This window comes from Actinomycetospora soli, assembly GCF_021026295.1.
Lineage (GTDB): Bacteria > Actinomycetota > Actinomycetes > Mycobacteriales > Pseudonocardiaceae > Actinomycetospora > Actinomycetospora soli.
On the sequence record NZ_JAJNDA010000022.1, the window covers coordinates 48,506 to 69,181 of the forward strand.

The window sequence follows — 20,676 nt, forward strand, 5'->3', positions numbered from 1 at the left end:
CGGCCCTGCTCCCCCGTGGAAGGACACCCGCCCGTGGCCGTCACCCTCAAGGCAGCACTGCTCGACTCCGACAAGCGCGGCTTCGTCGTCACCGACCTCGAGACGCTCGTCGACGACGAGGTCAAGGACAAGAGCGGCCTGTCCGGCGGCGTGATCAAGACCGGGTACGCCGCCGTCAAGAAGATCAAGCCGGGCATCATCTGGGGCGTCATCGACACCCTGCTCGACGAGTTCGTCGAGGCCCTCGAGCCGCACTGGACCGCCTACCAGGCCGCCCCGACGGGCGACTTCGGCGCCTACCTCGCCGCGCACCCGCAGCCGGTGTCGGAGGCCCTGCTCGGCGTCACCGACCGCCGCGCGGAGAAGTCGAACCGCCAGGCCATCACGTCGGTCTACTCGAAGCTGCGCGGCAAGGCGCAGGAGAACGTCATCGAGGCGCTGCCGCGTCTCGGCGCCGTCGTGGAGAAGCACGCCGCGTAGGTGAGCTTCGCTCACGTGAGCACTAAGGGTCGCTATAGCGACCCTTAGTGCTCACATGGCGGCTACGCCACCCGGTGCGGCAGCCGCCGGATCGACCCGGGCGCCCGGAGGTCGGCGAGCGTCGGATAGCCGTCGACGGCCATGACGAGGTCGGTCTCGGCGAGCACCGAGCGCAGGTGGTGCACCACCCCGTCCTCCCCGCCCAGCGCCAGCGCGTAGGCGTAGGGCCGGCCGAGACCCACGGCCGTGGCCCCGAGCGCGAGGGCCTTCGCGACGTCGGCGCCGCTGCGCACCCCGGAGTCGAACAGCACCGGGACATCGCCCGCCGCCTCGACGACGTCGGGCAGGGTCTCCAGCGCCGGGAGCCCGCCGTTGGCCTGGCGGCCACCGTGGTTCGAGCAGTAGACGCCGTCGACCCCGAGCTCGACCGCGCGCCGCGCGTCGTCGGGATGGCTGATCCCCTTGAGCAGGATCGGCAGGTCCGTCGCCTCGCGCATCCACGTCAGGTCGTCCCAGCCGACGCTGTGGCCGAACAGCCGCGACCACAGCGAGATCGCGGCCCGCGGGTCCTCCTCGGGGCTGTCGGTGAGCAGCGCGCGGAACGCCGGGTCGGAGAAGTAGTTCGCGAGGACGTGCCCGCGCAGCTGCGGGAAGTTCGCGGTGTTCAGGTCCCGCGGGCGCCAGCCGGTCACCCACGTGTCGAGGGTGACGACGAGGCCGCGGAAGCCCGCCTTCTCGGCACGCTGGATCAGCGACACCGCCACGTCGCGGTCCTTCGGCGTGTAGAGCTGGAAGAAGCCGGGGGTGTCCCCGAGGGCCTCGGCGACGTCCTCCAGCGGGTCGTTGGTCAGCGTGGACATCACCATCGGCACGCCGGTGCGCGCGCAGGCGCGGGCGACGGCGAGGTCGCCGTGGAAGTCCTGCGAGCAGATGCCGATGACGCCGACGGGCGCGCAGAACAGCGGCGTCGGGAGGTCGACGCCGCAGAACGACGTCGTCAGGTCGCGCTCGTAGGCGCCCCGCATCATCCGCGGCACGATCCCCCACCAGCCGAACGCCTCGGCGTTGCCGCGCTGGGTCCGCTCGTCCCCCGAGCCGCCGGCGACGTAGTTCAGGATCCAGTCGGGCAGCGCGGCCGCGGCCGCGGCCTCGAGTCCGGCGAAGTCGACCGGCCAGCGCGGCAGCACCCCCTTGAGGCCCGCGCCGTAGATCTCCAGCTGGTAGTCCCCGTACTGAGCCACACCGGAGATGCCACCACGGACGGGGCCCGGCCACCACCCGTCCTACGGTGGGTCCGTGGATCTGGTGGCCCGGCTCCGCGCCGCCGGGTGCGTGTTCGCCGAGGAGGAGGCGGAGCTGCTCCGCGACGCCGACGACGAGCAGGTCGGACGCCGCATCGCGGGCGAGCCGCTCGAGCACGTCCTGGGCTGGGCGGAGTTCCGCGGACTGCGGGTGGCGGTGGCGCCGGGCGTGTTCGTGCCGCGGCACCGCAGCGAGCTGCTGGTCGACCTCGCGATCGCCCGGTCGCGTCCGGGAGCGGTCGTCGTCGACCTGTGCTGCGGGACGGGGGCGCTGGGGGCGGCGGTCGCGGCGGCGGTCGGGCCGGATGACAGCAGTGCGTCACTGCTTGCACCCCGTGACAGCAGCGCCGCACCGTCGGTCGAGCTCCACGCCGTCGACCGCGATCCGGCCGCCGTCGCGTGCGCCCGCCGCAACGTCCCCGGCCGGGTCCACGCGGGCGACCTGGACGCGCCCCTGCCCGACGAACTGCGGGGACGGGTCGACGTCCTGCTCGCCTCTCCGCCGTACGTGCCCACCGACGAGATCGCGCGGATGCCGCCCGAGGCCCGGGAGCACGAACCGCGCGCCACGCTCGACGGCGGCCCCGACGGCCTCGCCCTCGCCCGCCGGATCGCCGCGCTCGCCCCGCACTGGCTCGCCCCCCGCGGGGCGCTGCTCGTGGAGTGCGCCACCCACCAGGGGCCGGCGCTCGCCGTCGCCGTGCGCGACGCCGGGCTGACGGCCACCGTGCACACCGACGACGACGCGACCGCCGTGGAGGGCCGATGGCCGACGCGCTGACCGTGCTGGCCCGTCGCCGGGAGACGCAGCGGAGCGGAGCTCGACCCGAGGGCCGGGAGACGCAGCGGAGCGGAGCTCGACCCGGAGCTCGACCCGCGGATCGTCCGGACGGAGTTCCCGACGACGGGTCGAGGGTCGCGCTGGTCGTCGAGGGCGGCGGGAGCCGCGCGACGTACTCGGCGGGCATGGCCGCGGCGCTCGAGGACCAGGGGTTCGGCGGATGCTTCGACGCGGTCTACGGCGTGTCGGCGGGCTCGCTGAACGCGGCGTGGTTCACGGCCGGGATGGCGCGTGCGGCGATGGCGCCGTGGGTCGACCGGTCGGTGATGCGCGGGACGATCAGCCCGCGCCGGCTGTTGCGCGGCGGGCCGGTGGTCGATCTGGCGCACCTCGTGGAGCAGGTCTACGTCCACGAGTTCCCGATGCCGTTCGACCGCGTGCTCGCCGGCCCCTTCCACCCGATGGCGACCGACGCCGTGACCGGTGCGTCGACGGACCTGCGGCCCCTGCTCACCGGTCCCGGGGACGTCCCGCGGGCGCTCCGGGCGAGTTCGACCCTGCCGGTCCTGGCCGGGCCGCCGCAGACCCTCCACGGCCGGCGCTTCGTCGACGGCGGCCTCGCCGAGCCGGTCGCGGTCCACACGGCGCTGGCGGCCGGGATCACCCACCTCGTCGTCCTGCGCACCCACGCCGCCGAGCACGTGCCGGCCGAACCGCCGGGCCTGGTCGACGCGGTCGTGCGCCGCTGGCTGCGCCGCCACGCGCCGGGCGTCCTCGGCCCCTGGCGCGAGCGGGTGGCCGAGGCCGCCCGCACCGAGGCGGTGCTGGACGGGCTCGGCGAGCGGGTGGTGCAGGTCCGGCCGCCCGGCGACGCACCCGCCGTCTCGCGCACCTCGACCGACCTGGTGCTGCTCGGCGAGGCGCTGGCGGTGGGCCGGGCCCAGGTCGAGCAGGCGGTGTCGGCGTCCGTCGGGAGCGGTGCCTGACGACGTTCCCGGGCGCGGAACCGCGCGCTCCCGGAGCGTCCGGCACGGTCGGACACTCGCGCCCATGCTGAGTCCGGAGAAGAACGAACGGCTCACCCGGGTCGGACCGGGCACGCCGATGGGAGACCTGCTGCGCCGCTACTGGTGGCCGATCGCGACGCACGACATGGCGACCCGCGTGCCCGTGAAGCGCCGCCTGCTCGGCGAGGATCTCGTGCTCTACCGCGACGGGTCGGGCACCGTCGGCCTGCTCGCCGAGCAGTGCCCGCACCGGCGGGCGGCCCTGTGGCTGGGCTGCACCGAGCGGACGGGGCTGCGGTGCGGCTACCACGGCTGGGTCTTCGACGCCGACGGTCGGTGCCTGGAGCAGCCGGGCGAGCCCGCCGACTCCACCTTCGCGGCGCGCATCCGCACGACGGCCTACCCGGTGCAGGAGCTCGGTGGCCTCGTCTTCGCCTACCTCGGCCCGCTGCCGGCCCCGGAGCTGCCGCGGTACGACCTCTTCGTCTGGGACGACGCGTGGCGCGACATCGGCCATGCCGAGCTCCCGTGCAACTTCCTGCAGATCATGGAGAACTCGGTCGACCCGTACCACGTGGAGTGGCTGCACGGCCGGTACGGCTCGTTCCTCCGGGAGCTCGACGGCGGCGCGCCGCTGCCGGTCGTGACGAAGAAGCACGTCAAGGTGGCCTTCGAGGTGTTCGAACACGGCATCCTCAAGCGCCGCGTCCTCGAGGGCCACACCGAGGAGGACGACGACTGGAAGGTCGGGCACCCGCTGGTCTTCCCGCACATGCTGCGCGTCGGCGCCGCGGGGCTCGCGACCTTCCAGATCCGCGTCCCGATCGACGACGAGACCACCTGGCACGTCTGGTACCAGACCTACCGTCCCGACGGCGGGGCGCCGCCGCAGACGTCGATCCCCACCTACGAGGTGCCCCTGGTCGACGAGCGCGGGGAGTGGCTGCGCGACTACGTCGACGGCCAGGACATCGTCGCGTGGATCACGCAGGGCCGGATCTCCGACCGCTCCCGCGAGCACCTCGGGAAGTCCGACCTCGGCGTCATCCTGCTTCGCAAGCTCTACAGTGAGCAGATGGCCCGGGTCGCCGCGGGCGAGGACCCGATCTGCACGTTCCGCGAGCCGCACGACGTCATCGACCTGCCTATGGAGAAGGACAAGTTCGGGCCGGCGGCGCAATTCCGGGCGATGTGGTGCCGGGAGAGCTCGATCCGCTTCTCCCCCATCCGCGACGAGGTCCTCGACCTGTTCGGCGACCCCGCCCTCGCATGAACTTCTGCCCGGTGTGCGGCGCCGACCTGCGCGACGGCGCCTCGTTCGTCCAGGAGTTCTGGGTCGCGCAGGACCGCGACTTCCTCGGGTGGTGCGCGACGTGCACCACGATGTCGTCGGTCGTGCTCGCCCCGACGGTCGTCGGTCACGAACCCGAGCACTGACGCGTGCCCCGACCCGTCGTCGGGAACGCCCGCGTGCATGAGACCCCTCGCCTTCGTCACCGGCGGTTCGTCCGGCATCGGCTTCGAGCTCGCCCAGCAGCTCGCCCGGCACGGCCACGACGTCGTGATCTCGGGTCGCGCCGACCGCGTGCACGGGTCCGCGGCCGCCCTGCGCGGGCACGGCGGCGAGGCCTGGGGCGTCCAGGTCGACATGGGAACCCGCGAGGGCGTCGAGGAGTTCTGGTCGTTCGTGGCGGGCCTCGACCGGCCCGTCGAGGTGGCCTGCCTCAACGTCGGGATCGGGATCGGCGGCGCGTTCGCCGACACCGACCTCGACGCCGAGCTCGAGCTCATCGCGATCAACGTGACCGGCACCGTGCACCTGGCCAAGCGCGTGGTGCACGCGATGCTGCCGCAGGGCCGAGGCCGCATCCTGGTCACCTCGTCGATCTCCGCGCTGCAGCCGACGCCCTACGAGACCGTGTACGGCCCGAGCAAGGCGTTCGGCTTCTCCTTCGCCGAGTCGCTGCGTGAGGAGCTGCGGGAGTCCGGGATCAGCGTCACCGCCCTGCTCCCCGGCGCCACGAACAGCGAGTTCCACCACTCGGCCGGCATGGACGACACCGTCTTCGGCGACGACTCCTGGAAGAACGACCAGGCCGAGGTCGCCCGCCAGGGCTACGAGGCGCTCATGCGCGGCGACGACCACGTCATCGGCGGCGACGACGCCACCCGCCGGCAGGTCGAGGACGGCAAGCAGCTCACCGAGGTGGAGAAGGCCGAGAAGCACGCCGCGATGGCCCGCCCTTCCTGACGACGGGTACGGCCGGGGCGGCCCGCTCAGGCGGCGGTGAGCTCCGTCGTCCCCCAGAGCTCGGTGAGCATCGCGATGTTCAGCTCGAAGGCGTGCTCGACCTCCGCGACCACGCGCGCCCGCTCGGCCTCGTCCCAGGGGGCGTCGTCGAGCAGCGCCCGGTAGCGGTCGCGGAAGCGGGGCGTGGAGCCGAGCTCGCGGAAGTCGTAGAGGGCGGTGCCGCCGCCGGTCACGCCGTAGACCCGCGGGAGCAGTCCGCGAATGGCCTGGCCGCCGGCGATGTCGCCGAGGTAGCGGGTGTAGTGGTGCGCGACGAACCCGCCGGGCCAGCCGTCGGTGGCCTGGATGGCGTCGACGTACCGCTCGGTGGCGGGCAGGGCCGTGAGCTCGTCGAGGCCGTAGAAGCGGATGTCCTCGGCGAGCCGCGGGACCCGGCGCAGCTCCTCGGTGACGAACGGGCCCGCCACCGGGTCGTCCGCGAACCGGTCCCCCGCCGCCTCCAGCGCCTGGTACACGAACCAGTACTGCTCGACGAGCCGGGCGTAGTCGGCGACCCGCAGCCGCCCGTCGAAGAGCGCGCCCATGAACGGCGAGTGGTTCGCGCGCTCGTGCACGGCGAGGGTCGATCGGCGCACGGTCTGGTGGAAGGGGACGGTCTCGGACATCCGGCGCCTCCGGGAGGTGTGCGGGCCCTGCCGGTCACCGACCCTAGGCACGATCACCGGGTGAGGGAACCCTCACCTGCACTCACCGCGGCAGCACGAACGAGTACCCGTGGTCGGTCAGCCACGGCAGGAGGGCCTCGACCGCGGCGACGGTCTGGGCGCGCGGGCCCCCGCCGTCGTGCAGGAGCACCACCGCACCCGGGTGCACCCGCTGCTGGACCCGGGTGACGATCGCGTCGGTGCCGGGGGTGGTCCAGTCGAGCGGGTCGACGTCCCAGCCGAGGGCCCGCATGCCGTCCGTCGCGGACATCCGCACCAGGGCCGGCGACCACTTCCCCTGGGGCGCGCGGAAGTAGTCGACCTCCGCCCCGCCGGAGACCTGGGCGATCACGTCGCGGCTGGCCTGCAGCTGGCGGCTCATGAGCTCGGGCGGTCGCGCGCCGATCCCGGCGTCGTGGGTGATCGTGTGGTTGCACAGCCGGTGGCCCTCGGCGACCACGCGCCGCACCAGGTCGGGGTGCGCCTGGGCCTGCTGACCGACCATGCAGAACGTCGCCCGGGCCCCGTGCTGCGCCAGCAGGTCGAGGATCCGCGGCGTCGTCGCCGGGTCGGGCCCGTCGTCGAAGGTGAGCGCGACCGCCTTCCCGGTCCCGGCCGTCGTCGTGAGCAGGGTGGGGGTGATCGCCGGACGTTCCGGCGGGAGCGGCACGACGGCGGGTGCGGTGGCGACGGGCAGCTCGACGACGGGTCCCGCCGCGAGGGTCGCCGAGGGTCCGCGGTCGACGAGGACGACCGTCGCGACCCCGGCGAACAGGCCCACGATCGTGAGGAGGCCCGCCCACCGGTAGACGTACGGAGGCCGCACGATCTGCCGGAGGATGACCCGCTGTCGTCGAGTCAGCAACGCCACGTTCACCCCATCCGTCACATGGGTAACAGGGGCCACACGATAGGGGGGCCGTCGCTCACGTCCACGCGACGCGCCGAGAACCCTCGATGTCGACTCGAGGGACGGTTCGGGGCCTCGGCGCCGTGACCGCGGGCCGCGGGAGGTGGTCGGACCGCACCCACCGCGTGGCCACGGGACCTCCTCGACAGGGCGGCCCGGCGCCTACTCGGGGCCGGCCCGACGGGCCTCGTCCCGCTCCTCGCGCGCGGAGTCGCGCTGGCGCACGGCGTCGTCACGCTCCCGGCGGGCCTCGTCCCGCTCGTCGCGGGCCTCGTCGCGCTCGTCGCGGGCGGCGTCGAGCGAGGCCCGCAGGGCGAGGATCTCGGCGGCACTGGCGAGCGTGTGCCCGTCGTCGGCGAGGGCGCGCAGGGCGGCGACGCGGTCGAGCTGGTTGCGGGAGTAGCGACGGTGCCCGCCCTCGGAGCGGGCAGGGCTGATCAGCCCCGAGGCGTCCAGACTGCGCAGGAACGCGGCCGGGACACCGAGGAGGTCCGCGGCCTGCCCCATCCCGAAGGTGGGGTGGTCGGGATCGTCGAGCCGGTCGAGCGCCACGGGGTGATCCTGCCCCGCGGACGGCTCTCCCGCCCGGACGTGCACACGCCGGACGGGGCGGGTCGTCGTGCACCCGCCCCGCCCGGTCCCGGACATGGTCATGGTGGTTCGGTGATGATCATCGGTTCACGGGACGAGGGCACCACCTCCCTGGTCGTGGCACGGTTCCGGGGGATCAGGAGGCCGCCGCTCCGGCCTCCGCGCCGTGGTCGGCGCGGTCGGCACCGTCGGGGCGGTCGGGGCGGTCGGCGTCGATGGAACGCGGCGCGCCCGCGTGCTCGACCGCGATCCGACGCGGCTTGGCCCGTTCGGCCACCGGGATCGTCAGGGACAGCACCCCGTCGACGTAGGAGGCGTGCAACCGGTCGACGTCGAGGTCGCGCCCGAGGGTCAACTGTCGGCTGTAGCGCCCGCGCGGGCGTTCCGCGACGAGCCACTCGCCGGCGTCGGCCGGTGCCGTGCGCTCGGCACGCACCGTCAGGGTCTGGCCCTCGACGCTGATGTCGATCGAGCCCGGGTCGACGCCGGGGACGTCGAAGGTGGCGACGACGTGGTCACCCGCGCGGTAGAGGTCCATCGGCATGCCGGTGCCGGGCTGTCCGCGCCATCCGGTGAGACGGTCGAGGGAACGGAAGGCGTCCACGGGGTCGTAGTTCAGCAGCACGATCGGTCATCCCCTTTCTGAGCCGCACTGCCATCTCCAGCTGACTGACACCGATAGTTATAGGTCGGCATGCAGTTTTCGTCAAGCCCGTGCCGCAGGTATTCGTCGGGGGTCGGGCGGGGCAATCCGTCGGCATGCAGATCGCGAAGCTGGGTGACCTCGAGGTGGGCCGCATCGGCCTGGGCGCCATGGGCATGTCGCACGGGTACTCCGGTGCCGGCCAGGACGACGAGGAGTCGATCCGCACCGTCCACCGGGCCCTCGAGCTCGAGGTCACGCTGATCGACACCGCCGAGGTCTACGGGCCGTACGAGAACGAGGAGCTGGTCGGTCGCGCCCTCGCGGGACGGCGGGACCGCGCCGTGCTCGCGACCAAGTACGGGATGATCTCGCACACCGGCCGCGAGGGTGCCGACTCCTCGCCGGAGAGCCTGCGCCGGGCCGTGGAGGGGTCGCTGCGCCGCCTCGGCGTCGACCACATCGACCTGCTCTACCAGCACCGGGTCGACCCGCAGACGCCGATCGAGGAGACGATCGGGGCGGCCGCGGAGCTGGTCTCGGCCGGGAAGGTCCGCCACCTGGGCCTGTCCGAGGCGTGGGTCGACACGATCCGCCGCGCCCACGCCACGCACCCGATCACGGCGCTGCAGTCGGAGTACTCGCTGTGGACCCGGGAGCAGGACGAGGTGCTGCCGGTGCTGCGCGAGCTGGGGATCGGGCTGGTCGCCTACTCACCGCTGGGCCGCGGGTTCCTCACCGGCACGATCCGGTCGGTCGCCGACTTCGACGACGACGACATGCGCCGCACCAACCCGCGCTTCGCCGAGGAGAACTTCCGCGCCAACCTGGCCGCGGCCGACGAGGTGCGCGCGGTGGCCGACGACGCCGGGTGCACGCCGGCCCAGACCGCGCTCGCGTGGGTGCTGTCGAAGGGGTCGGACATCGTGCCGATCCCCGGCACCAAGCGCGTGTCGCGCCTGGAGGAGAACGTGGGCGCGGACGCGGTGACGCTGACCGACGAGCAGCTCGCGCGCCTCGACGCGGCCACGCCCGCCGTCGGGGGCCACCACTCCGCGTCGCAGATGCGGTTGATCGAGCGGTAGGCGGGGTCTACGAGAAGGCGTCGCGGATCTTCGACCCGCGCTCCTTCACCTCGCCCTTCACCATGTCGGCCTGGCCGCTGCGCTCCAGCTCCTTGTTCCCCGTCGCCTTGCCGAGCTGTTCCTTCGCCTTGCCCTTGACCTGCTGGGAGCGGTTCTTCGCCGTGTCGTCGACTGCCATGTCCCGACGGGACCATCCCCGGCGGCGCGGCGCACCGGTACCCGACGGTAGGACGACGGGTGCCCGAGCGCCCTGGTCCGGGTGCGCCGGCCGCGCTCCGGCGTCCGCCCCGCGGCGTTTCGGTCCGCGAGGACCTCGGGCACCTCCCGCCATGTCGCGCGCGGGATGGTTCGGACTCGGAGCGGCCGCTGCGGCGGGCGTCGCCCTGGGACGCAAGGTGGCGGGCAGCGCCGCGATCGGGTCGGGGCACCCGTGGAAGCACCGGGTGCTCGACGCGGCGTCGGGGGTGATGCAGCAGAAGTACCCGGTCGACGCGATGAGCACCTACCTCAACGGCTTCCACATGTACGCCGACGACATGGGCCGCCAGGTCGAGGCCTCGCACTTCTGCATCCACCTGCAGCACGACCTGCACCAGTGCGTGATCTTCGACCGCAACGCCGCCGACGCCCGCCTGATCGGCATCGAGTACATCGTCAGCGCCGAGCGCTTCCGCGCCCTGCCCGAGGACGAGAAGCGGCTCTGGCACAGCCACCACCACGAGGTGAAGTCCGGCGTCCTCGTCGCACCGGGCATCCCCGAGATCGCGGAGCGCACCTACTTCGAGGACCTCGTGACGACGTACGGCAAGACCTTCCACACCTGGCAGTACGACCGCGACGACTTCCCCTACGGCATCCCCCAGCTGATGATGGCGTTCACCGCGGAGGGCCAGGCCGACGAGGCGGCGGTCCGCGCGCGGGACCGCCGCCTCGAGGTGTCGGCCTCGGACCGTCAGCAGAAGCGGTCCGGCATCCCCACCCCGCACGTCGAGCCCGGGGCGAACGCCTGGGAGTCGGGCAGCACCGTGCAGACGCGGCTCGAGGAGATGCCGTTCGACTTCCGGCGGCCCTGAGCTACCGCGGGTCCGAGAGCAGCCCGAGCACGTTGCCGTCGGCGTCGGTGACGGTGGCCGTGAGCCGGCCCCCGCCGACGTCCTTCACGGGCTGGGTGACGACGGCCCCGGCGGCGGTCAGGTCGGCGAGCGTCGCCTCGATGTCGTCGACGTGCCAGTAGGCGACCGGGCCGGTCATGCCGCTGTTCGGGACGAGCCCGATGTGCTGGCCCGCGACGTCGTAGCCGACGTAGTACGGCGAGTTCGCGGTCGGCCCGGCGCCCAGCAGCGCGGTGTAGAGCGGCTTGGCCTTCTCCAGGTCGCTCACGGGGTGCAGCACGGTGCGGATGCCCTGGTTCGTCATGGTGTCCTCCTCGGGAGACGGTGTCCTCGTGGTGCTGACCCGGTGCGGCCGGGACGTGTGACGGGGAGACTGTCGGACCCCGTCCCTAGCCTGCGCGGCATGGGACTGACGATGGGCATGGTGACGGTCGACTGCGCGGACCCGCAGGAGCTGGCGACGTTCTGGTGCGGGGTGCTCGGCGCGGAGGTCACGGCGGACTACGGGGAGTTCGTGATGATCGCGCCCGCCGAGGGGGCCGCCCTGGGTTTCCAGCGGGTGCCCGAGGGCCGGGCGGGGAAGAACCGGGTGCACCCGGACCTCACGACCGACGACCGGGTGGGCGAGACGGCTCGCGTCGTGGGCCTGGGCGCCCGCGTGCTGGCCGAGCACGTCGGGGAGGTCCCGGGTCTCGACTGGACCACGCTCGCCGATCCCGAGGGCAACGAGTTCTGCATCGCGGAGGGCCACTGACCGACTCAGCGCCGCGGCACGTACGTCGACGCCACCACTCCCCCGTCGAAGTCGCGGCGGCCGACGAGCTCGAGGTCCATGAGCTCGTGCAGCCCCGCGAACAACGTCGGGCCGTGCCCCGCCAGCCGCGGATGCACCACGAACTCGTACTCGTCGATCAGGCCCAGGTCCGCCAGCGCCAGCGGGAGCTGCACGCCGCCGGTGTACAGGCCCTCGCCGGGCTCGTCCTTCAGCCGCCGGACGGTGGCCTCGAGATCCGCGGGGCGCACGATCTCGGCGTTCCAGTCGACGTCGTCGAGCGTGGTCGAGACGACGTACTTGCGCGCCGGCCCGATCGCGCGGGCGAACGTCTCGGCGGCGACGGACGGGTCACGCCAGAACGCCATCAGCTCGTACGTCGTCCGGCCGAAGATCAGTGCGTCGGCCCGCGCGATGGTCGCCGCGGCGTGCTCGTGCAGCTCGTCGCTCGGCACCCCGACACGGTGGTCCACGCAGCCGTCGAGCGTGACGTTGATCGAGTAGCGCAGCGGTCGCATTTCAGGACCCTAGCGTCGCTCTTCAGGACCCGGTAGCGCCCGTCTGCTCGAACAGGGACACGACGATCCCGTCCGGCCCGCGCACGTAGGCCATCCGCACGCTGCCCTCCCAGTCGCCGACGCCACCGACGAGCCCGTAGCCGTCGGCGGCCAGCTCGCCGAGGACGACGTCGAGGTCGGCCACCTCGAACGACACGTTGCGCAGGCCGAGCTCGGTGGCGAGCGCGTGCGGCGATCCGGGGGTGTGCTCGGGCTCGACGAAGCTCGAGAGCTCCAGCCGGCACCCGCCGTCGGGCGGACGCAGCACCGCGATCTCGCAGTGCGCGCCGGGGACCGCGCACACGGTCTCCACGAACTCGCCCTGCACCGACCCGGTGCCCTCGACCTCGAGGCCGAGGGCGACGAAGAAGGCGGTGGCCGTCTCCAGGTCGCTCACGGTGAGGCCGACGTGGTCGAAGCGCCGTACGTGGGTCATGGTCCGTCCTCCCGAGGTCGCGGTACGACCCCGGGACGGAGCCGCGAGCGGATTCTCGACAGGCTCCGCGCACGGGACGTGTGGCGGCGGACGAGTCGGCCTGTAAGCCGGATCCTGTGCCCACGGCGCCTCGCGGTTCCGTGGGCGGCGACCATCCATCTCGGCCCGTCGTCGCCGACGGGCTCCAGCGGTCTACCCGCAGGTCTCGGGCGGGCAGCCCTCGGACGACCTGCGCGACGGACCGGAATCCGTCTTCTTGACCTTGCTCCGGGTGGGGTTTACCGAGCCGTCCTGGTCACCCAGGACGCTGGTGGTCTCTTACACCACCGTTTCACCCTCACCACCGAGTTACTCGGTGGCGGTCTGTTCTCTGTGGCACTGTCCCGCGGGTCACCCCGGGTTGCTGTTGGCAACCACCCTGCCCTGTGGAGTCCGGACTTTCCTCGACGGGGACCTCGTGGGCCCCCGACGCGGCCGCCCGGCCGGCTCGTCCGCCGCGCCCGAGTCTACCGACGCCCGGCCGCTTGCCCTGTCGCGGTCTCCCGTCGCGGCCTGGCCGCCTTGTCGTTGTGAGTCACCGCGACAGGGCACCGGCCGCAGCGCAGGAGCCCGCGACAAGGCGGCGGGCGCGGACCAGGTGCCGCGACGACCGGCGAGGAGCGCGCCCCGACGCCCTGCCGGGCGGCACGAGCGTGGCGCCGTGCGCACATCTGACGTCAGCCGTGTGCCACCGCTGACACCCGCCCGCCACCCGAACCGCCCGAACCCGGCCTGCTGACATGCGGCACCAGCGCAGAACCGCCCGAACCGGACGCGCGCAACCGCTCGCTGCGCCGCCACCACGCGGCCCCGCTACCGTCCCGGCCCGTGACCGACCCGTCCGTGCTGCAGATCGTGCTGCTCGTCGTGCTCGGCCTGCTGGCGGGCGCGGTCAACGCGGTCGCGGGCGGCGGGTCGCTGATCGTGTTCCCGATCCTGCTGGCGGTCGGGCTGCCGCCGCTGCAGGCGAACGTCACGAACTCGGTCGCGCAGTGGCCGGGCTACGCGGGGTCGACGATCAGCGCGCGCGACGACCTCGGCGGGCAACGCCGCCGGGCGGTCCTCACCTCGCTCGTCGCGGTCGTCGGCTCGGCGGTCGGCTGCACCCTGCTCCTGGTGCTCCCCGCGTCGGTGTTCGACGCGGTCGTGCCGGTGCTGGTGCTGCTCGCGAGCCTCACCCTGGGCTTCCAGCCGCAGCTCAAGCGGGCCGGCGCCGCCGCGGCCCGGCGTCGTCGGGAACGCCTGGGCACCGCCCACGAGCCGGTGCCCGACCAGCGCTGGGCCGTCCTGCTCCCGGTCGTGTTCGTCGCCTGCGTCTACGGCGGCTACTTCGGCGGGGCGCTCGGGGTCATCCTCATCGCGGTGCTCTCGCTGCTGGTGAACGACTCCCTCCAGCGGCTGAACGCCCTGAAGGTGCTCCTGTCGCTGGTCACGGCGTCGGCCACCGTCGTCATCTTCGCGTTGTTCGCCCCGGTGAACTGGTTCGCGGTCCTCCTGCTCGCCCCCAGCACACTGGTCGGCGGCTACCTCGGCATCCTCGTCGCGAAGCGGATGCCGGACGCGGTGCTGCGCTGGTCGGTCGTGGTCCTCGGCATCGCGGTGGCGATCTACCTGTTCGTGAAGGGATGACCGCACTCGCGGTCGGCCTGCTCGTCGCGGTCCTCGTCGTCGCGGTCGCGCGCCCGCGGGGGCTCCCCGAGGCCACCGCCGCGGTCCCGGCCGCGGCGCTCGTCGTCGGGATCGGCCTGCTCTCCCCCGACGCCGCCCGGGACGAGATCGTGCGACTCGGCCCCACCGTCGGGTTCCTCGCCGCCGTCCTCGTCCTCTCCCACCTCGCGGACGCCGAGGGCGTCTTCACCTGGGCCGGGTCGCTGCTGCGGCGCGAGGGACTGTTCGGCCGGGTCTTCGTCATCGCGGCCGTCACCACCGCGGTCCTGAGCCTGGACGCGACCGTCGTGCTGCTCACGCCCGTCGTCGTGCGGGCGGCGAAGCGACTACGGGTCGCCGCGGCGCCGGCCGCGTACGCCTGCGCCCACCTGGCGAACTCCGCGTCGCTGCTGCTGCCCGTGTCGAACCTGACCAACCTGCTCGCCGTCGGCGCGACCGACCTGTCCTTCCTGCGCTTCGCCGCGCTCATGGCGCTGCCGTGGCTCGCCGTCCTGCTCGTCGAGTACGTCGGGCTGCGGTGGGTCTTCCGTCGCGACCTGCGCCCCGACACCGTTCCCGACGACGAGGCGGCGCCGGTCGCCGTCCCGCGGTTCGCCCTCGTGGTCCTCGCCCTGACCCTCGTCGGCTTCGGCGTCGCGTCGCCGCTCGGGGTGGAGCCGGTGTGGGTCGCGGTCGGCGGGGTGGTGGTGCTGGGCGCCCGGTCGCTCGCGACCCGGCGGACCACCGCGACGACCCTGGTCGGGGCCGCGAGCCCGCTCTTCTGCCTGTTCGTGCTGGCGCTCGGGATCGTGGTCGCCGCGGTCGGGCGGCAGGGCCTGTCCGGCCTGCTCGGGGACCTCGTCGGCGGCCTGGGCAGCGGGCTCGTCGGGCTGCTCGCCGTGGCCGGGATCGCCGCGGTCCTCGCCAACGTGGTGAACAACCTGCCGGCCACGCTCCTGCTGCTGGCCGCGCTGGGGCCGACGCCCGCACCCGTCGTCGTGCTGGCGATGCTCATCGGGGTCGGGGTGGGCCCGAACCTGACCTACGTCGGGTCGCTCGCGACCCTGCTGTGGCGCCGCGTGATGCTCGCGGAGGGCGTCGAGCCGTCGCTGCGGCGGTTCACCGTCGCGGGCCTGGTCACGACGCCGGCCGGGCTGGCGCTGGGCGTGTGTGCCCTCTGGGTCGGGGCGGACGTCCTGGGCCTCTAGGCCCGCGCCGCGCACACCCCGTACATGCCCACCTTCTCGACGCCGGGTCGCGCGTCCGGCCAGTCGACCACGTCGACCATCCCCGGCTCGGCGACCGCCAACCCGTCGAAGGGGGACGCGAGCTCCGCGCGCGAGCGCAGGGTCACCGGGTCGGCGCTGCTGCGGAACACCTCGGCGGCGGCACGGACCCGGGCGCTCAGGTCGGGGTCGTCCTGCTCGTCGCTGACGTGGCTGATCGCCAGCGCACCGCCGGACACGAGCCGGTCCCGGTAGGGCGCGAGCAGCGCCGTGAGGTCACCCGGCACGTAGTGCAGCACCGCGACCGCGAGGACCGCGACCGGCCGGGAGAAGTCGAGCAGGTCCGCCACGCCGGGCGCGCCGAGCACGGCGTCGGCGTCGGCCAGGTCGGCCTGCGTGATCGTCGCGCGGTCGACGTCGACCAGGATCGAGCGGGAGTGCGCCACCGCCACCGCCTCGTGGTCGACGTACGCCACCCGCGCGTCGCCCGCGATCTCGTGCACGTTCCCGACGGTCGGCACCCCCGACCCGAGGTCCAGGAACTGGTCGATCCCCCGCGCCACGCACCACCGCACGACGTGCCGCAGGAACGCCCGGTTCGACCGCGCCGCGTGCCGGGCCGTCCGGTTCGAGGCCTCGATCCGGTCGGCGTGGACGCGGTCGACGGCGAAGTTGTGCGCGCCGCCGAGCCAGTAGTCGTACATGCGGGCGACGTTCGCGCGCTCGACGTCGACCCCCTCGGGCACGTCCGGGCCGGTCACGGCAGGTACGACGTCTCGTTGACCAGCCGCACGCTCGCCCCGCCGTCGGACCAGAAGTCGACGACCGAGAGGCAGGCCAGGTCCAGGTGCAGCCGGAAGAGCAGCGACGGACCCGCGTCGAGGGCCAGCTTGAGTACGGTCTTGATCGGCGTCACGTGGCTGACCAGAACCACCGTCGACCCCGCGTGCCGCGCGAGCACCCCCTGCAGCGCCGCCGCCACGCGGGTCTCCACGTCGGCGAACGACTCCCCCTGCGGCGGCGCCAGCGACGGGTCGGCGAGCCAGGCGGCGTGCACGTCCGGGTCCTGCTCGGCCGCCTCGCGGAACGTCAGGCCCTCCCAGGTCCCGAAGTCGGTCTCGATGAACCCGTCGTCGACCTCCACCGGCAGCCCGAGCGCCGTGCCGACCGCACCCGCCGTCGCGAAGGCCCGGGCGAGCGGCGAGCTGAGCACCGCGGCCGCCTCCGGGTAGCGCTCCGCGACCGCCGAGGCGGCCGCCGCGGCCTGGGCGCGCCCGAGCTCGGTCAGCTCGGGATTGCCGCGCCCGGAGTAGCGCCGCTCCACCGAGAGCGGGGACTGGCCGTGGCGCAGCAGCACGATCCGCGTCGGGACCGCCGTCCCGCGCCCGGTCCAGGCCCCGGCCGCGTTACCGGTCACTTCCCGGTCCGCACGACGATCGCCCCGCAGTTCTCGCAGCGCACGACGTCGTCGGGCGCCGCGCCCTGGATCTCCCGCAACTCGCTGCGGTCCATCTCCAGGCGGCACGCCCCGCAGCGGTTCCCGACGAGCTCGCCCGCGCCGGCCCCGCCGCGGGCCCGGAGCTTGTCGTAGAGCGCGACGAGGTCCTCGGGGAGCTCCTTCAGCAGGTTCGTGCGCTCCTCGCCGCGGCGGACCTCGACGGTGCCGATGTCGCCGAGGACGCCGTCGCGGCGCTCGACGGCGTCGGCCAGCGCGGTCCGGGCGCCGGCGTGCGCCTCGGTCTCGTGCTGGAGGTTCACGCCCGCGGCCTCCTGGCGCTCCATCACCTCGAGCTGCTCCTCCTCCAGCACCGCCCGGCGGCGCTCCAGGGACTGCAGCTCGTGCTGCAGGTCGCTCGCCTGCTTCGCCGAGACCGACCCATTCTCGAGCAGCTGCTGGTCGCGGGTCTCGCGGGTGCGGACCTGCTCGACCTCGCGGTCGAGCTTCGCCACGTCCCGGTCGAGGTCGGAGAGCGCGGTCTGGGCGACGACGACCGCGTCCTGCGCCGCGCGCAGGGTGCGCTCGGCCTCCTCGACGGCCGCCTGCTCGGGCAGGGTGCGCCGCCGGTGCTCGGCGCGGGAGAGCTCGGCGTCGACGGCCGCCAGGTCGAGCAGGCGGCGCTGGGCGCTGGGGTCGGCCTTCACGGGCCCTCCTTCACGACGGCGGGGGGTGCGGCGGGGTGTCCGCCGAGCGTCCAGGGGTCGGTGCGCAGTGTCGAGACCGTGACCGTGAGCCCGGGCAGGGCGCGGCGCAGCACGTCGGCCGCCTGGTCGCACCACGGGTGCTCCGAGGCCCAGTGCGCGACGTCGACGAGCGCGGGCGCCCCGGGGAGGCGGAGGTGCTCGTCGGCGGGGTGGTGGCGCAGGTCGGCGGTGACGTAGGCGTCGACCCCGGCGGCCCGCGCGAGGTGCAGCATCGAGTCGCCCGCTCCGCCGGACACGGCGACCCGGCCGATGGTGCGGGCCGGGTCCCCGGCGCCGCGGACGCCCCACGCCGTCGTCGGGAGGGCCGCGCCGACCCGCGCGACGAAAGCCTCGAACGGCTCCGGGGCGGCCAGCCGACCGATGCGGCCGATCATCGTCGTCGGGTCGAGCGGTCCCTCGACGAGCACCCCGAGGGCGTCGGCCAGCGCGTCCGACACGCCGGGCTCGGCGGCGTCGGCGTTGGTGTGGGCGGCGAACAGCCCGACGCCGGCGCGGATCAGGCGGTGGACCAGGGAGCCCTTGGGCTCGTCGGCCGGGACCCCGTGGACGCCGCGCAGCAGCAGCGGGTGGTGCGTCACCAGCAGCTGCGCGCCCGCGGCGATCGCCTCCTCGACGACCCCCGCGGTCGGGTCGACCGCGAGGTGGACACGCGAGACCGGCTCCGTCGGGTCGCCGCAGACCAGGCCCACGGCGTCCCAGTCCTGGGCGAGCGCGGGCGGGTAGGCGGACTCGAGGGCGGCGACGGCGTCGGCGAGACAAGGCATGGCGGGCGCCATTGTGGTGCACACCGGCGGCGGTCGGGATGATCGGCCCCGTGCTCTCCCTCGTGACCGTCTGCACGGGCAACATCTGCCGCTCCCCGATGGCCGAGCAGGTGCTGCGCGCCGCCCTCGCCGACGCCGGGCTCGCCGACCGGGTCGCGGTCTCCAGCGTCGGGATCGGCCCCTGGCACGTCGGCGAGCCGATGGACCGGCGGGCCGCGGCGACCCTGGCCGGGCACGGGTACGCCACCGACCACGTGGCCCGTCAGGTCGCCGACGGCACGCTCGGCGCCGACCTGCTGCTCGCGGCGACCGCCGATCACGCCCGCGACCTGCGCCGCGCCGGCGCGAACCCGGAGCGGGTCCGGCTGCTGCGCTCCTTCGACCCGGGCGCCCCGGACGGCGCCGAGGTGCCCGACCCCTACTACGGCGGCGACGAGGGCTTCGACGAGGTCCTCGCGATGATCGAGGCCGCGGCGCCCGGGATCGTGGCGTGGGCGCAGGAGCGAGCATGACGGAGGTCCTCGGCCGGACGGTGGTCTCGACCCGCTCGCTGGGATCGGTCGAGGTCTGCACGCTCGACGACGGGCGCGAGGTCGTGGTCAAACGCGGCGACGTGGCCGCCGAGGCGGCGGGCCTGCGGTGGCTGGCCGAGCCCGGCGTCGTCGCGGTGCCCGAGGTGCTCGACGCCGACGAGGCCGTCCTCGTGACGACCCTCGTGCCCGCCGGCCCGGCGTCGCGGCCCGCCGCGGAGGCCTTCGGCCGGGAGCTCGCCGCCCTGCACGCGGCCGGGGCGCCCGCGTTCGGGGCGCCGCCGCCGGGCGGTCCGGCCGACGCGTGGATCGGGGAGGCCCCGATGCGCAACGAGCCGCACGACGGGCCCGACGGGTCCTGGCTCGACTGGTACCTCGCCGACCGGGTGCAGCCCTACCTGCGCACCGCCGTCGACCGGGGCGCGCTGTCGGCGTCGGCGGCCGCCCGCATCGAGGGCGCGACCACCGACCCCGGCCCCGCGGAACCGCCCGCGCGTCTGCACGGCGACCTGTGGAGCGGGAACGTGCTGTGGTCCGACCGCGCGTGGCTGATCGACCCGGCCGCGCACGGCGGGCACCGCGAGACCGACCTCGCCATGCTCGCGCTGTTCGGCTGCCCCCACCTCGACACCGTGCTCGCCGCGTACGACGAGGCCGCACCGCTCGCCGACGGGTGGCGCTACCGCGTCGGGCTGCACCAGCTCTTCCCGCTGCTCGTGCACGCCGCGCTCTTCGGCGGCGGGTACGGCGACGCCGCGCTCCGAGCGGTGACCTGACGCCCCGGCGGCATACTGAGGGGGTGCGCTTCCTCCTCCGGCCCGGGTGGATCGCCCTGACGTTGGCGGTCGCCGGGTTCGCGTTCGGGTGCTACTACCTGCTCGCCCCCTGGCAGTTCCACCGCAGCGACGAGCGGGACGGCGAGAACGCCGCCCTCGTCCGGGCCGTGTCGACCGCTCCGGTCCCGCGCGGGGAGCTGGTCCCCCGCGGCGCCGAGCCGGACGCCGCGGCCGCGTGGCGCCAGGTCGTCGTCACCGGCTCCTACCAGGACGGGGAGGTCCTGGCCCGCCTCCGCTCGGTCGACGGGAGCGCCGCGAGCGAGGTGCTGACGCCGTTCCGGACGACGGACGGCGAGACCCTCCTCGTCGACCGCGGCTACGTGCGCCCCGCCGGCACGGTCCTGCCGCCGATCGCCCCGCCCCCGGGCGGCGTGGTCTCGCTCGTCGCCTACCAGCGCCCCGACGAGACGGCGACCGACCGCGCCCCCATCGAGCAGGCGGGCTTCCGGCAGTTCTACGCGATCGACGCGGCGCAGATCGGTCCGGTGCTCGGGCTGCCGGTCAGCCCCGGCTACCTGCAGCTGCTGCCCGACCAGCCCGGCACGCTCACTGCGGTGCCGCTGCCCCCGCCCGACCCGAACCCGTCGTACTCCTACGCCTGGCAGTGGCTGATCTTCGGGGTCATGGCGATCGGCGGCTGGGTCTACTTCGTGCGGCTCGAGTACCGCACGCGCCGGGAACAGGAGTCCGTTCCCGACGACGGGTCCGCGTCGGCTCCCGAGCCCACCCCGCGGACGACCGCCGACGTGCTCGCGGACCGCTACGGCCGCTGAGCCCCTCCGGCTCGGCAGCAGAGCGTGGT

The 20,676-nt window shown here is 74.3% G+C and carries 27 protein-coding genes and 1 other RNA gene; 14 read left to right on the plus strand and 14 right to left on the minus strand.

All coding sequences use genetic code 11. The annotated features are described in order from the left end of the window. Nucleotides 1-33 precede the first annotated feature (33 nt). On the plus strand, nucleotides 34-480 hold the full coding sequence (locus tag LN037_RS26550) for a DUF6918 family protein (RefSeq protein WP_230759146.1): 447 nt from the start codon (nucleotides 34-36) through the stop codon (nucleotides 478-480). A 62-nt stretch (nucleotides 481-542) separates the two neighbouring features. On the opposite strand, the gene LN037_RS26555 is transcribed toward LN037_RS26550, so the two are convergent. Continuing rightward, nucleotides 543-1,721, minus strand: a complete 1,179-nt coding sequence (locus LN037_RS26555; protein WP_230759147.1) for an alpha-hydroxy-acid oxidizing protein — start codon at nucleotides 1,719-1,721, stop codon at nucleotides 543-545. A gap of 7 nt (nucleotides 1,722-1,728) precedes the next feature. On the opposite strand from LN037_RS26555, the gene LN037_RS26560 reads away from it, so the two are divergent. The 5 genes from LN037_RS26560 to LN037_RS26580 all read left to right on the plus strand — a co-directional run bounded on the left by LN037_RS26560 (nucleotide 1,729) and on the right by LN037_RS26580 (nucleotide 5,820). Then, entirely contained in the window at nucleotides 1,729-2,562 is an 834-nt protein-coding gene (locus LN037_RS26560) for a putative protein N(5)-glutamine methyltransferase (protein WP_230759149.1), read from the plus strand. Then, complete coding sequence (locus LN037_RS26565; RefSeq protein ID WP_230759151.1) at nucleotides 2,547-3,548, plus strand: patatin-like phospholipase family protein; 1,002 nt, start codon at nucleotides 2,547-2,549, stop codon at nucleotides 3,546-3,548. The genes LN037_RS26560 and LN037_RS26565 overlap by 16 nt, the downstream gene beginning before the upstream one ends. Before the next feature lie 64 nt (nucleotides 3,549-3,612). Further along, nucleotides 3,613-4,842 (plus strand): Rieske 2Fe-2S domain-containing protein, encoded by a 1,230-nt coding sequence (locus LN037_RS26570; RefSeq protein ID WP_230759153.1) that lies wholly within the window; start codon nucleotides 3,613-3,615, stop codon nucleotides 4,840-4,842. Continuing rightward, on the plus strand, nucleotides 4,839-5,006 hold the full coding sequence (locus tag LN037_RS26575) for a hypothetical protein (protein ID WP_230759154.1): 168 nt from the start codon (nucleotides 4,839-4,841) through the stop codon (nucleotides 5,004-5,006). The genes LN037_RS26570 and LN037_RS26575 overlap by 4 nt, the downstream gene beginning before the upstream one ends. A 37-nt stretch (nucleotides 5,007-5,043) precedes the next feature. After that, complete coding sequence (locus LN037_RS26580) at nucleotides 5,044-5,820, plus strand: SDR family NAD(P)-dependent oxidoreductase (RefSeq protein WP_230759155.1); 777 nt, start codon at nucleotides 5,044-5,046, stop codon at nucleotides 5,818-5,820. Nucleotides 5,821-5,846: 26 nt separating this feature from the next. Here the strand turns inward: LN037_RS26580 and LN037_RS26585 are convergent, their stop codons facing one another. From LN037_RS26585 to LN037_RS26600, 4 genes are all read right to left on the minus strand, one after another. Further along, on the minus strand, nucleotides 5,847-6,485 hold the full coding sequence (locus tag LN037_RS26585; RefSeq protein WP_230759156.1) for a biliverdin-producing heme oxygenase: 639 nt from the start codon (nucleotides 6,483-6,485) through the stop codon (nucleotides 5,847-5,849). A gap of 82 nt (nucleotides 6,486-6,567) precedes the next feature. After that, nucleotides 6,568-7,350, minus strand: coding sequence for a polysaccharide deacetylase family protein (locus tag LN037_RS26590; RefSeq protein ID WP_230759157.1), 783 nt, complete (start codon nucleotides 7,348-7,350; stop codon nucleotides 6,568-6,570). A 246-nt stretch (nucleotides 7,351-7,596) separates the two neighbouring features. Next, nucleotides 7,597-7,986 (minus strand): helix-turn-helix domain-containing protein, encoded by a 390-nt coding sequence (locus LN037_RS26595; protein WP_230759158.1) that lies wholly within the window; start codon nucleotides 7,984-7,986, stop codon nucleotides 7,597-7,599. Between the two features lie 175 nt (nucleotides 7,987-8,161). Further along, on the minus strand, nucleotides 8,162-8,650 hold the full coding sequence (locus tag LN037_RS26600) for an Hsp20/alpha crystallin family protein (protein ID WP_230759159.1): 489 nt from the start codon (nucleotides 8,648-8,650) through the stop codon (nucleotides 8,162-8,164). 134 nt (nucleotides 8,651-8,784) lie between these two features. Between LN037_RS26600 and LN037_RS26605 the strand changes: the two genes are divergently transcribed. After that, nucleotides 8,785-9,753, plus strand: a complete 969-nt coding sequence (locus LN037_RS26605) for an aldo/keto reductase (protein ID WP_230759160.1) — start codon at nucleotides 8,785-8,787, stop codon at nucleotides 9,751-9,753. Between the two features lie 7 nt (nucleotides 9,754-9,760). On the opposite strand, the gene LN037_RS26610 is transcribed toward LN037_RS26605, so the two are convergent. Then, nucleotides 9,761-9,931 carry a CsbD family protein gene (locus LN037_RS26610; protein ID WP_230759162.1) on the minus strand — a complete coding sequence of 57 codons (171 nt, stop codon included), beginning with the start codon at nucleotides 9,929-9,931 and terminating at the stop codon, nucleotides 9,761-9,763. A 151-nt stretch (nucleotides 9,932-10,082) separates the two neighbouring features. Here LN037_RS26610 and LN037_RS26615 point away from each other — a divergent pair, with 151 nt between their 5' ends. Further along, complete coding sequence (locus LN037_RS26615; protein ID WP_230759164.1) at nucleotides 10,083-10,826, plus strand: OBAP family protein; 744 nt, start codon at nucleotides 10,083-10,085, stop codon at nucleotides 10,824-10,826. A gap of 1 nt (nucleotide 10,827) precedes the next feature. Here the strand turns inward: LN037_RS26615 and LN037_RS26620 are convergent, their stop codons facing one another. Beyond that, on the minus strand, nucleotides 10,828-11,169 hold the full coding sequence (locus LN037_RS26620) for a VOC family protein (RefSeq protein ID WP_230759166.1): 342 nt from the start codon (nucleotides 11,167-11,169) through the stop codon (nucleotides 10,828-10,830). Between the two features lie 99 nt (nucleotides 11,170-11,268). Here LN037_RS26620 and LN037_RS26625 point away from each other — a divergent pair, with 99 nt between their 5' ends. After that, nucleotides 11,269-11,619 carry a VOC family protein gene (locus LN037_RS26625; protein ID WP_230759168.1) on the plus strand — a complete coding sequence of 117 codons (351 nt, stop codon included), beginning with the start codon at nucleotides 11,269-11,271 and terminating at the stop codon, nucleotides 11,617-11,619. 5 nt (nucleotides 11,620-11,624) lie between these two features. Here the strand turns inward: LN037_RS26625 and LN037_RS26630 are convergent, their stop codons facing one another. The 3 genes from LN037_RS26630 to rnpB form a co-directional block, all read right to left on the minus strand. Continuing rightward, nucleotides 11,625-12,155, minus strand: a complete 531-nt coding sequence (locus LN037_RS26630; RefSeq protein ID WP_230759171.1) for a dihydrofolate reductase family protein — start codon at nucleotides 12,153-12,155, stop codon at nucleotides 11,625-11,627. Between the two features lie 22 nt (nucleotides 12,156-12,177). Beyond that, nucleotides 12,178-12,630, minus strand: a complete 453-nt coding sequence (locus LN037_RS26635) for a VOC family protein (RefSeq protein WP_230759173.1) — start codon at nucleotides 12,628-12,630, stop codon at nucleotides 12,178-12,180. Between the two features lie 87 nt (nucleotides 12,631-12,717). Continuing rightward, nucleotides 12,718-13,120: RNase P RNA component class A (gene rnpB / locus LN037_RS26640), an RNA gene on the minus strand. 377 nt (nucleotides 13,121-13,497) lie between these two features. Here rnpB and LN037_RS26645 point away from each other — a divergent pair. Together LN037_RS26645 and LN037_RS26650 are read left to right on the plus strand one after the other, a co-directional pair. Next, on the plus strand, nucleotides 13,498-14,298 hold the full coding sequence (locus LN037_RS26645; RefSeq protein WP_230759175.1) for a sulfite exporter TauE/SafE family protein: 801 nt from the start codon (nucleotides 13,498-13,500) through the stop codon (nucleotides 14,296-14,298). Then, the gene (locus LN037_RS26650; protein WP_230759177.1) at nucleotides 14,295-15,524 is read left to right on the plus strand and encodes an SLC13 family permease; all 1,230 of its coding nucleotides are present in this window, start codon (nucleotides 14,295-14,297) and stop codon (nucleotides 15,522-15,524) included. Before LN037_RS26645 ends, LN037_RS26650 begins: the two co-directional genes overlap by 4 nt. On the opposite strand, the gene LN037_RS26655 is transcribed toward LN037_RS26650, so the two are convergent. From LN037_RS26655 to LN037_RS26670, 4 genes are read right to left on the minus strand one after another with little or no spacing between them, the layout of a single operon-like run. Further along, nucleotides 15,521-16,303, minus strand: coding sequence for an SAM-dependent methyltransferase (locus tag LN037_RS26655; RefSeq protein ID WP_230759179.1), 783 nt, complete (start codon nucleotides 16,301-16,303; stop codon nucleotides 15,521-15,523). The two genes, LN037_RS26650 and LN037_RS26655, sit on opposite strands and share 4 nt — an antisense overlap. After that, nucleotides 16,300-16,959 carry a histidine phosphatase family protein gene (locus LN037_RS26660; protein WP_308286197.1) on the minus strand — a complete coding sequence of 220 codons (660 nt, stop codon included), beginning with the start codon at nucleotides 16,957-16,959 and terminating at the stop codon, nucleotides 16,300-16,302. Before LN037_RS26660 ends, LN037_RS26655 begins: the two co-directional genes overlap by 4 nt. Then, nucleotides 16,956-17,684 (minus strand): zinc ribbon domain-containing protein, encoded by a 729-nt coding sequence (locus tag LN037_RS26665; RefSeq protein ID WP_230759181.1) that lies wholly within the window; start codon nucleotides 17,682-17,684, stop codon nucleotides 16,956-16,958. Before LN037_RS26665 ends, LN037_RS26660 begins: the two co-directional genes overlap by 4 nt. Continuing rightward, the gene (locus tag LN037_RS26670; RefSeq protein ID WP_230759183.1) at nucleotides 17,681-18,508 is read right to left on the minus strand and encodes a Nif3-like dinuclear metal center hexameric protein; all 828 of its coding nucleotides are present in this window, start codon (nucleotides 18,506-18,508) and stop codon (nucleotides 17,681-17,683) included. Before LN037_RS26670 ends, LN037_RS26665 begins: the two co-directional genes overlap by 4 nt. A gap of 50 nt (nucleotides 18,509-18,558) precedes the next feature. On the opposite strand from LN037_RS26670, the gene LN037_RS26675 reads away from it, so the two are divergent. From LN037_RS26675 to LN037_RS26685, 3 genes are read left to right on the plus strand one after another with little or no spacing between them, the layout of a single operon-like run. After that, nucleotides 18,559-19,020: a low molecular weight protein-tyrosine-phosphatase gene (locus tag LN037_RS26675; protein ID WP_308286198.1), complete on the plus strand. Its 462-nt coding sequence runs from the start codon at nucleotides 18,559-18,561 to the stop codon at nucleotides 19,018-19,020. Continuing rightward, nucleotides 19,017-19,814, plus strand: a complete 798-nt coding sequence (locus LN037_RS26680) for a fructosamine kinase family protein (RefSeq protein WP_230759187.1) — start codon at nucleotides 19,017-19,019, stop codon at nucleotides 19,812-19,814. The genes LN037_RS26675 and LN037_RS26680 overlap by 4 nt, the downstream gene beginning before the upstream one ends. A gap of 23 nt (nucleotides 19,815-19,837) precedes the next feature. Then, nucleotides 19,838-20,647: an SURF1 family cytochrome oxidase biogenesis protein gene (locus LN037_RS26685; protein WP_230759189.1), complete on the plus strand. Its 810-nt coding sequence runs from the start codon at nucleotides 19,838-19,840 to the stop codon at nucleotides 20,645-20,647. Nucleotides 20,648-20,676 lie beyond the last annotated feature (29 nt).

Bases quoted from the DNA above. Each gene is read 5' to 3' on its own strand.
- LN037_RS26560 (WP_230759149.1), top strand. From the start codon at position 1,729: ATGCCACCACGGACGGGGCCCGGCCACCACCCGTCCTACGGTGGGTCC.
- LN037_RS26565 (WP_230759151.1), top strand. From the start codon at position 2,547: ATGGCCGACGCGCTGACCGTGCTGGCCCGTCGCCGGGAGACGCAGCGG.
- LN037_RS26570 (WP_230759153.1), top strand. From the start codon at position 3,613: ATGCTGAGTCCGGAGAAGAACGAACGGCTCACCCGGGTCGGACCGGGC.
- LN037_RS26575 (WP_230759154.1), top strand. From the start codon at position 4,839: ATGAACTTCTGCCCGGTGTGCGGCGCCGACCTGCGCGACGGCGCCTCG.
- LN037_RS26580 (WP_230759155.1), top strand. From the start codon at position 5,044: ATGAGACCCCTCGCCTTCGTCACCGGCGGTTCGTCCGGCATCGGCTTC.
- LN037_RS26585 (WP_230759156.1), bottom strand. From the start codon at position 6,485: ATGTCCGAGACCGTCCCCTTCCACCAGACCGTGCGCCGATCGACCCTC.
- LN037_RS26605 (WP_230759160.1), top strand. From the start codon at position 8,785: ATGCAGATCGCGAAGCTGGGTGACCTCGAGGTGGGCCGCATCGGCCTG.
- LN037_RS26610 (WP_230759162.1), bottom strand. From the start codon at position 9,931: ATGGCAGTCGACGACACGGCGAAGAACCGCTCCCAGCAGGTCAAGGGC.
- LN037_RS26615 (WP_230759164.1), top strand. From the start codon at position 10,083: ATGTCGCGCGCGGGATGGTTCGGACTCGGAGCGGCCGCTGCGGCGGGC.
- LN037_RS26620 (WP_230759166.1), bottom strand. From the start codon at position 11,169: ATGACGAACCAGGGCATCCGCACCGTGCTGCACCCCGTGAGCGACCTG.
- LN037_RS26625 (WP_230759168.1), top strand. From the start codon at position 11,269: ATGGGACTGACGATGGGCATGGTGACGGTCGACTGCGCGGACCCGCAG.
- LN037_RS26630 (WP_230759171.1), bottom strand. From the start codon at position 12,155: ATGCGACCGCTGCGCTACTCGATCAACGTCACGCTCGACGGCTGCGTG.
- LN037_RS26635 (WP_230759173.1), bottom strand. From the start codon at position 12,630: ATGACCCACGTACGGCGCTTCGACCACGTCGGCCTCACCGTGAGCGAC.
- LN037_RS26650 (WP_230759177.1), top strand. From the start codon at position 14,295: ATGACCGCACTCGCGGTCGGCCTGCTCGTCGCGGTCCTCGTCGTCGCG.
- LN037_RS26670 (WP_230759183.1), bottom strand. From the start codon at position 18,508: ATGCCTTGTCTCGCCGACGCCGTCGCCGCCCTCGAGTCCGCCTACCCG.
- LN037_RS26680 (WP_230759187.1), top strand. From the start codon at position 19,017: ATGACGGAGGTCCTCGGCCGGACGGTGGTCTCGACCCGCTCGCTGGGA.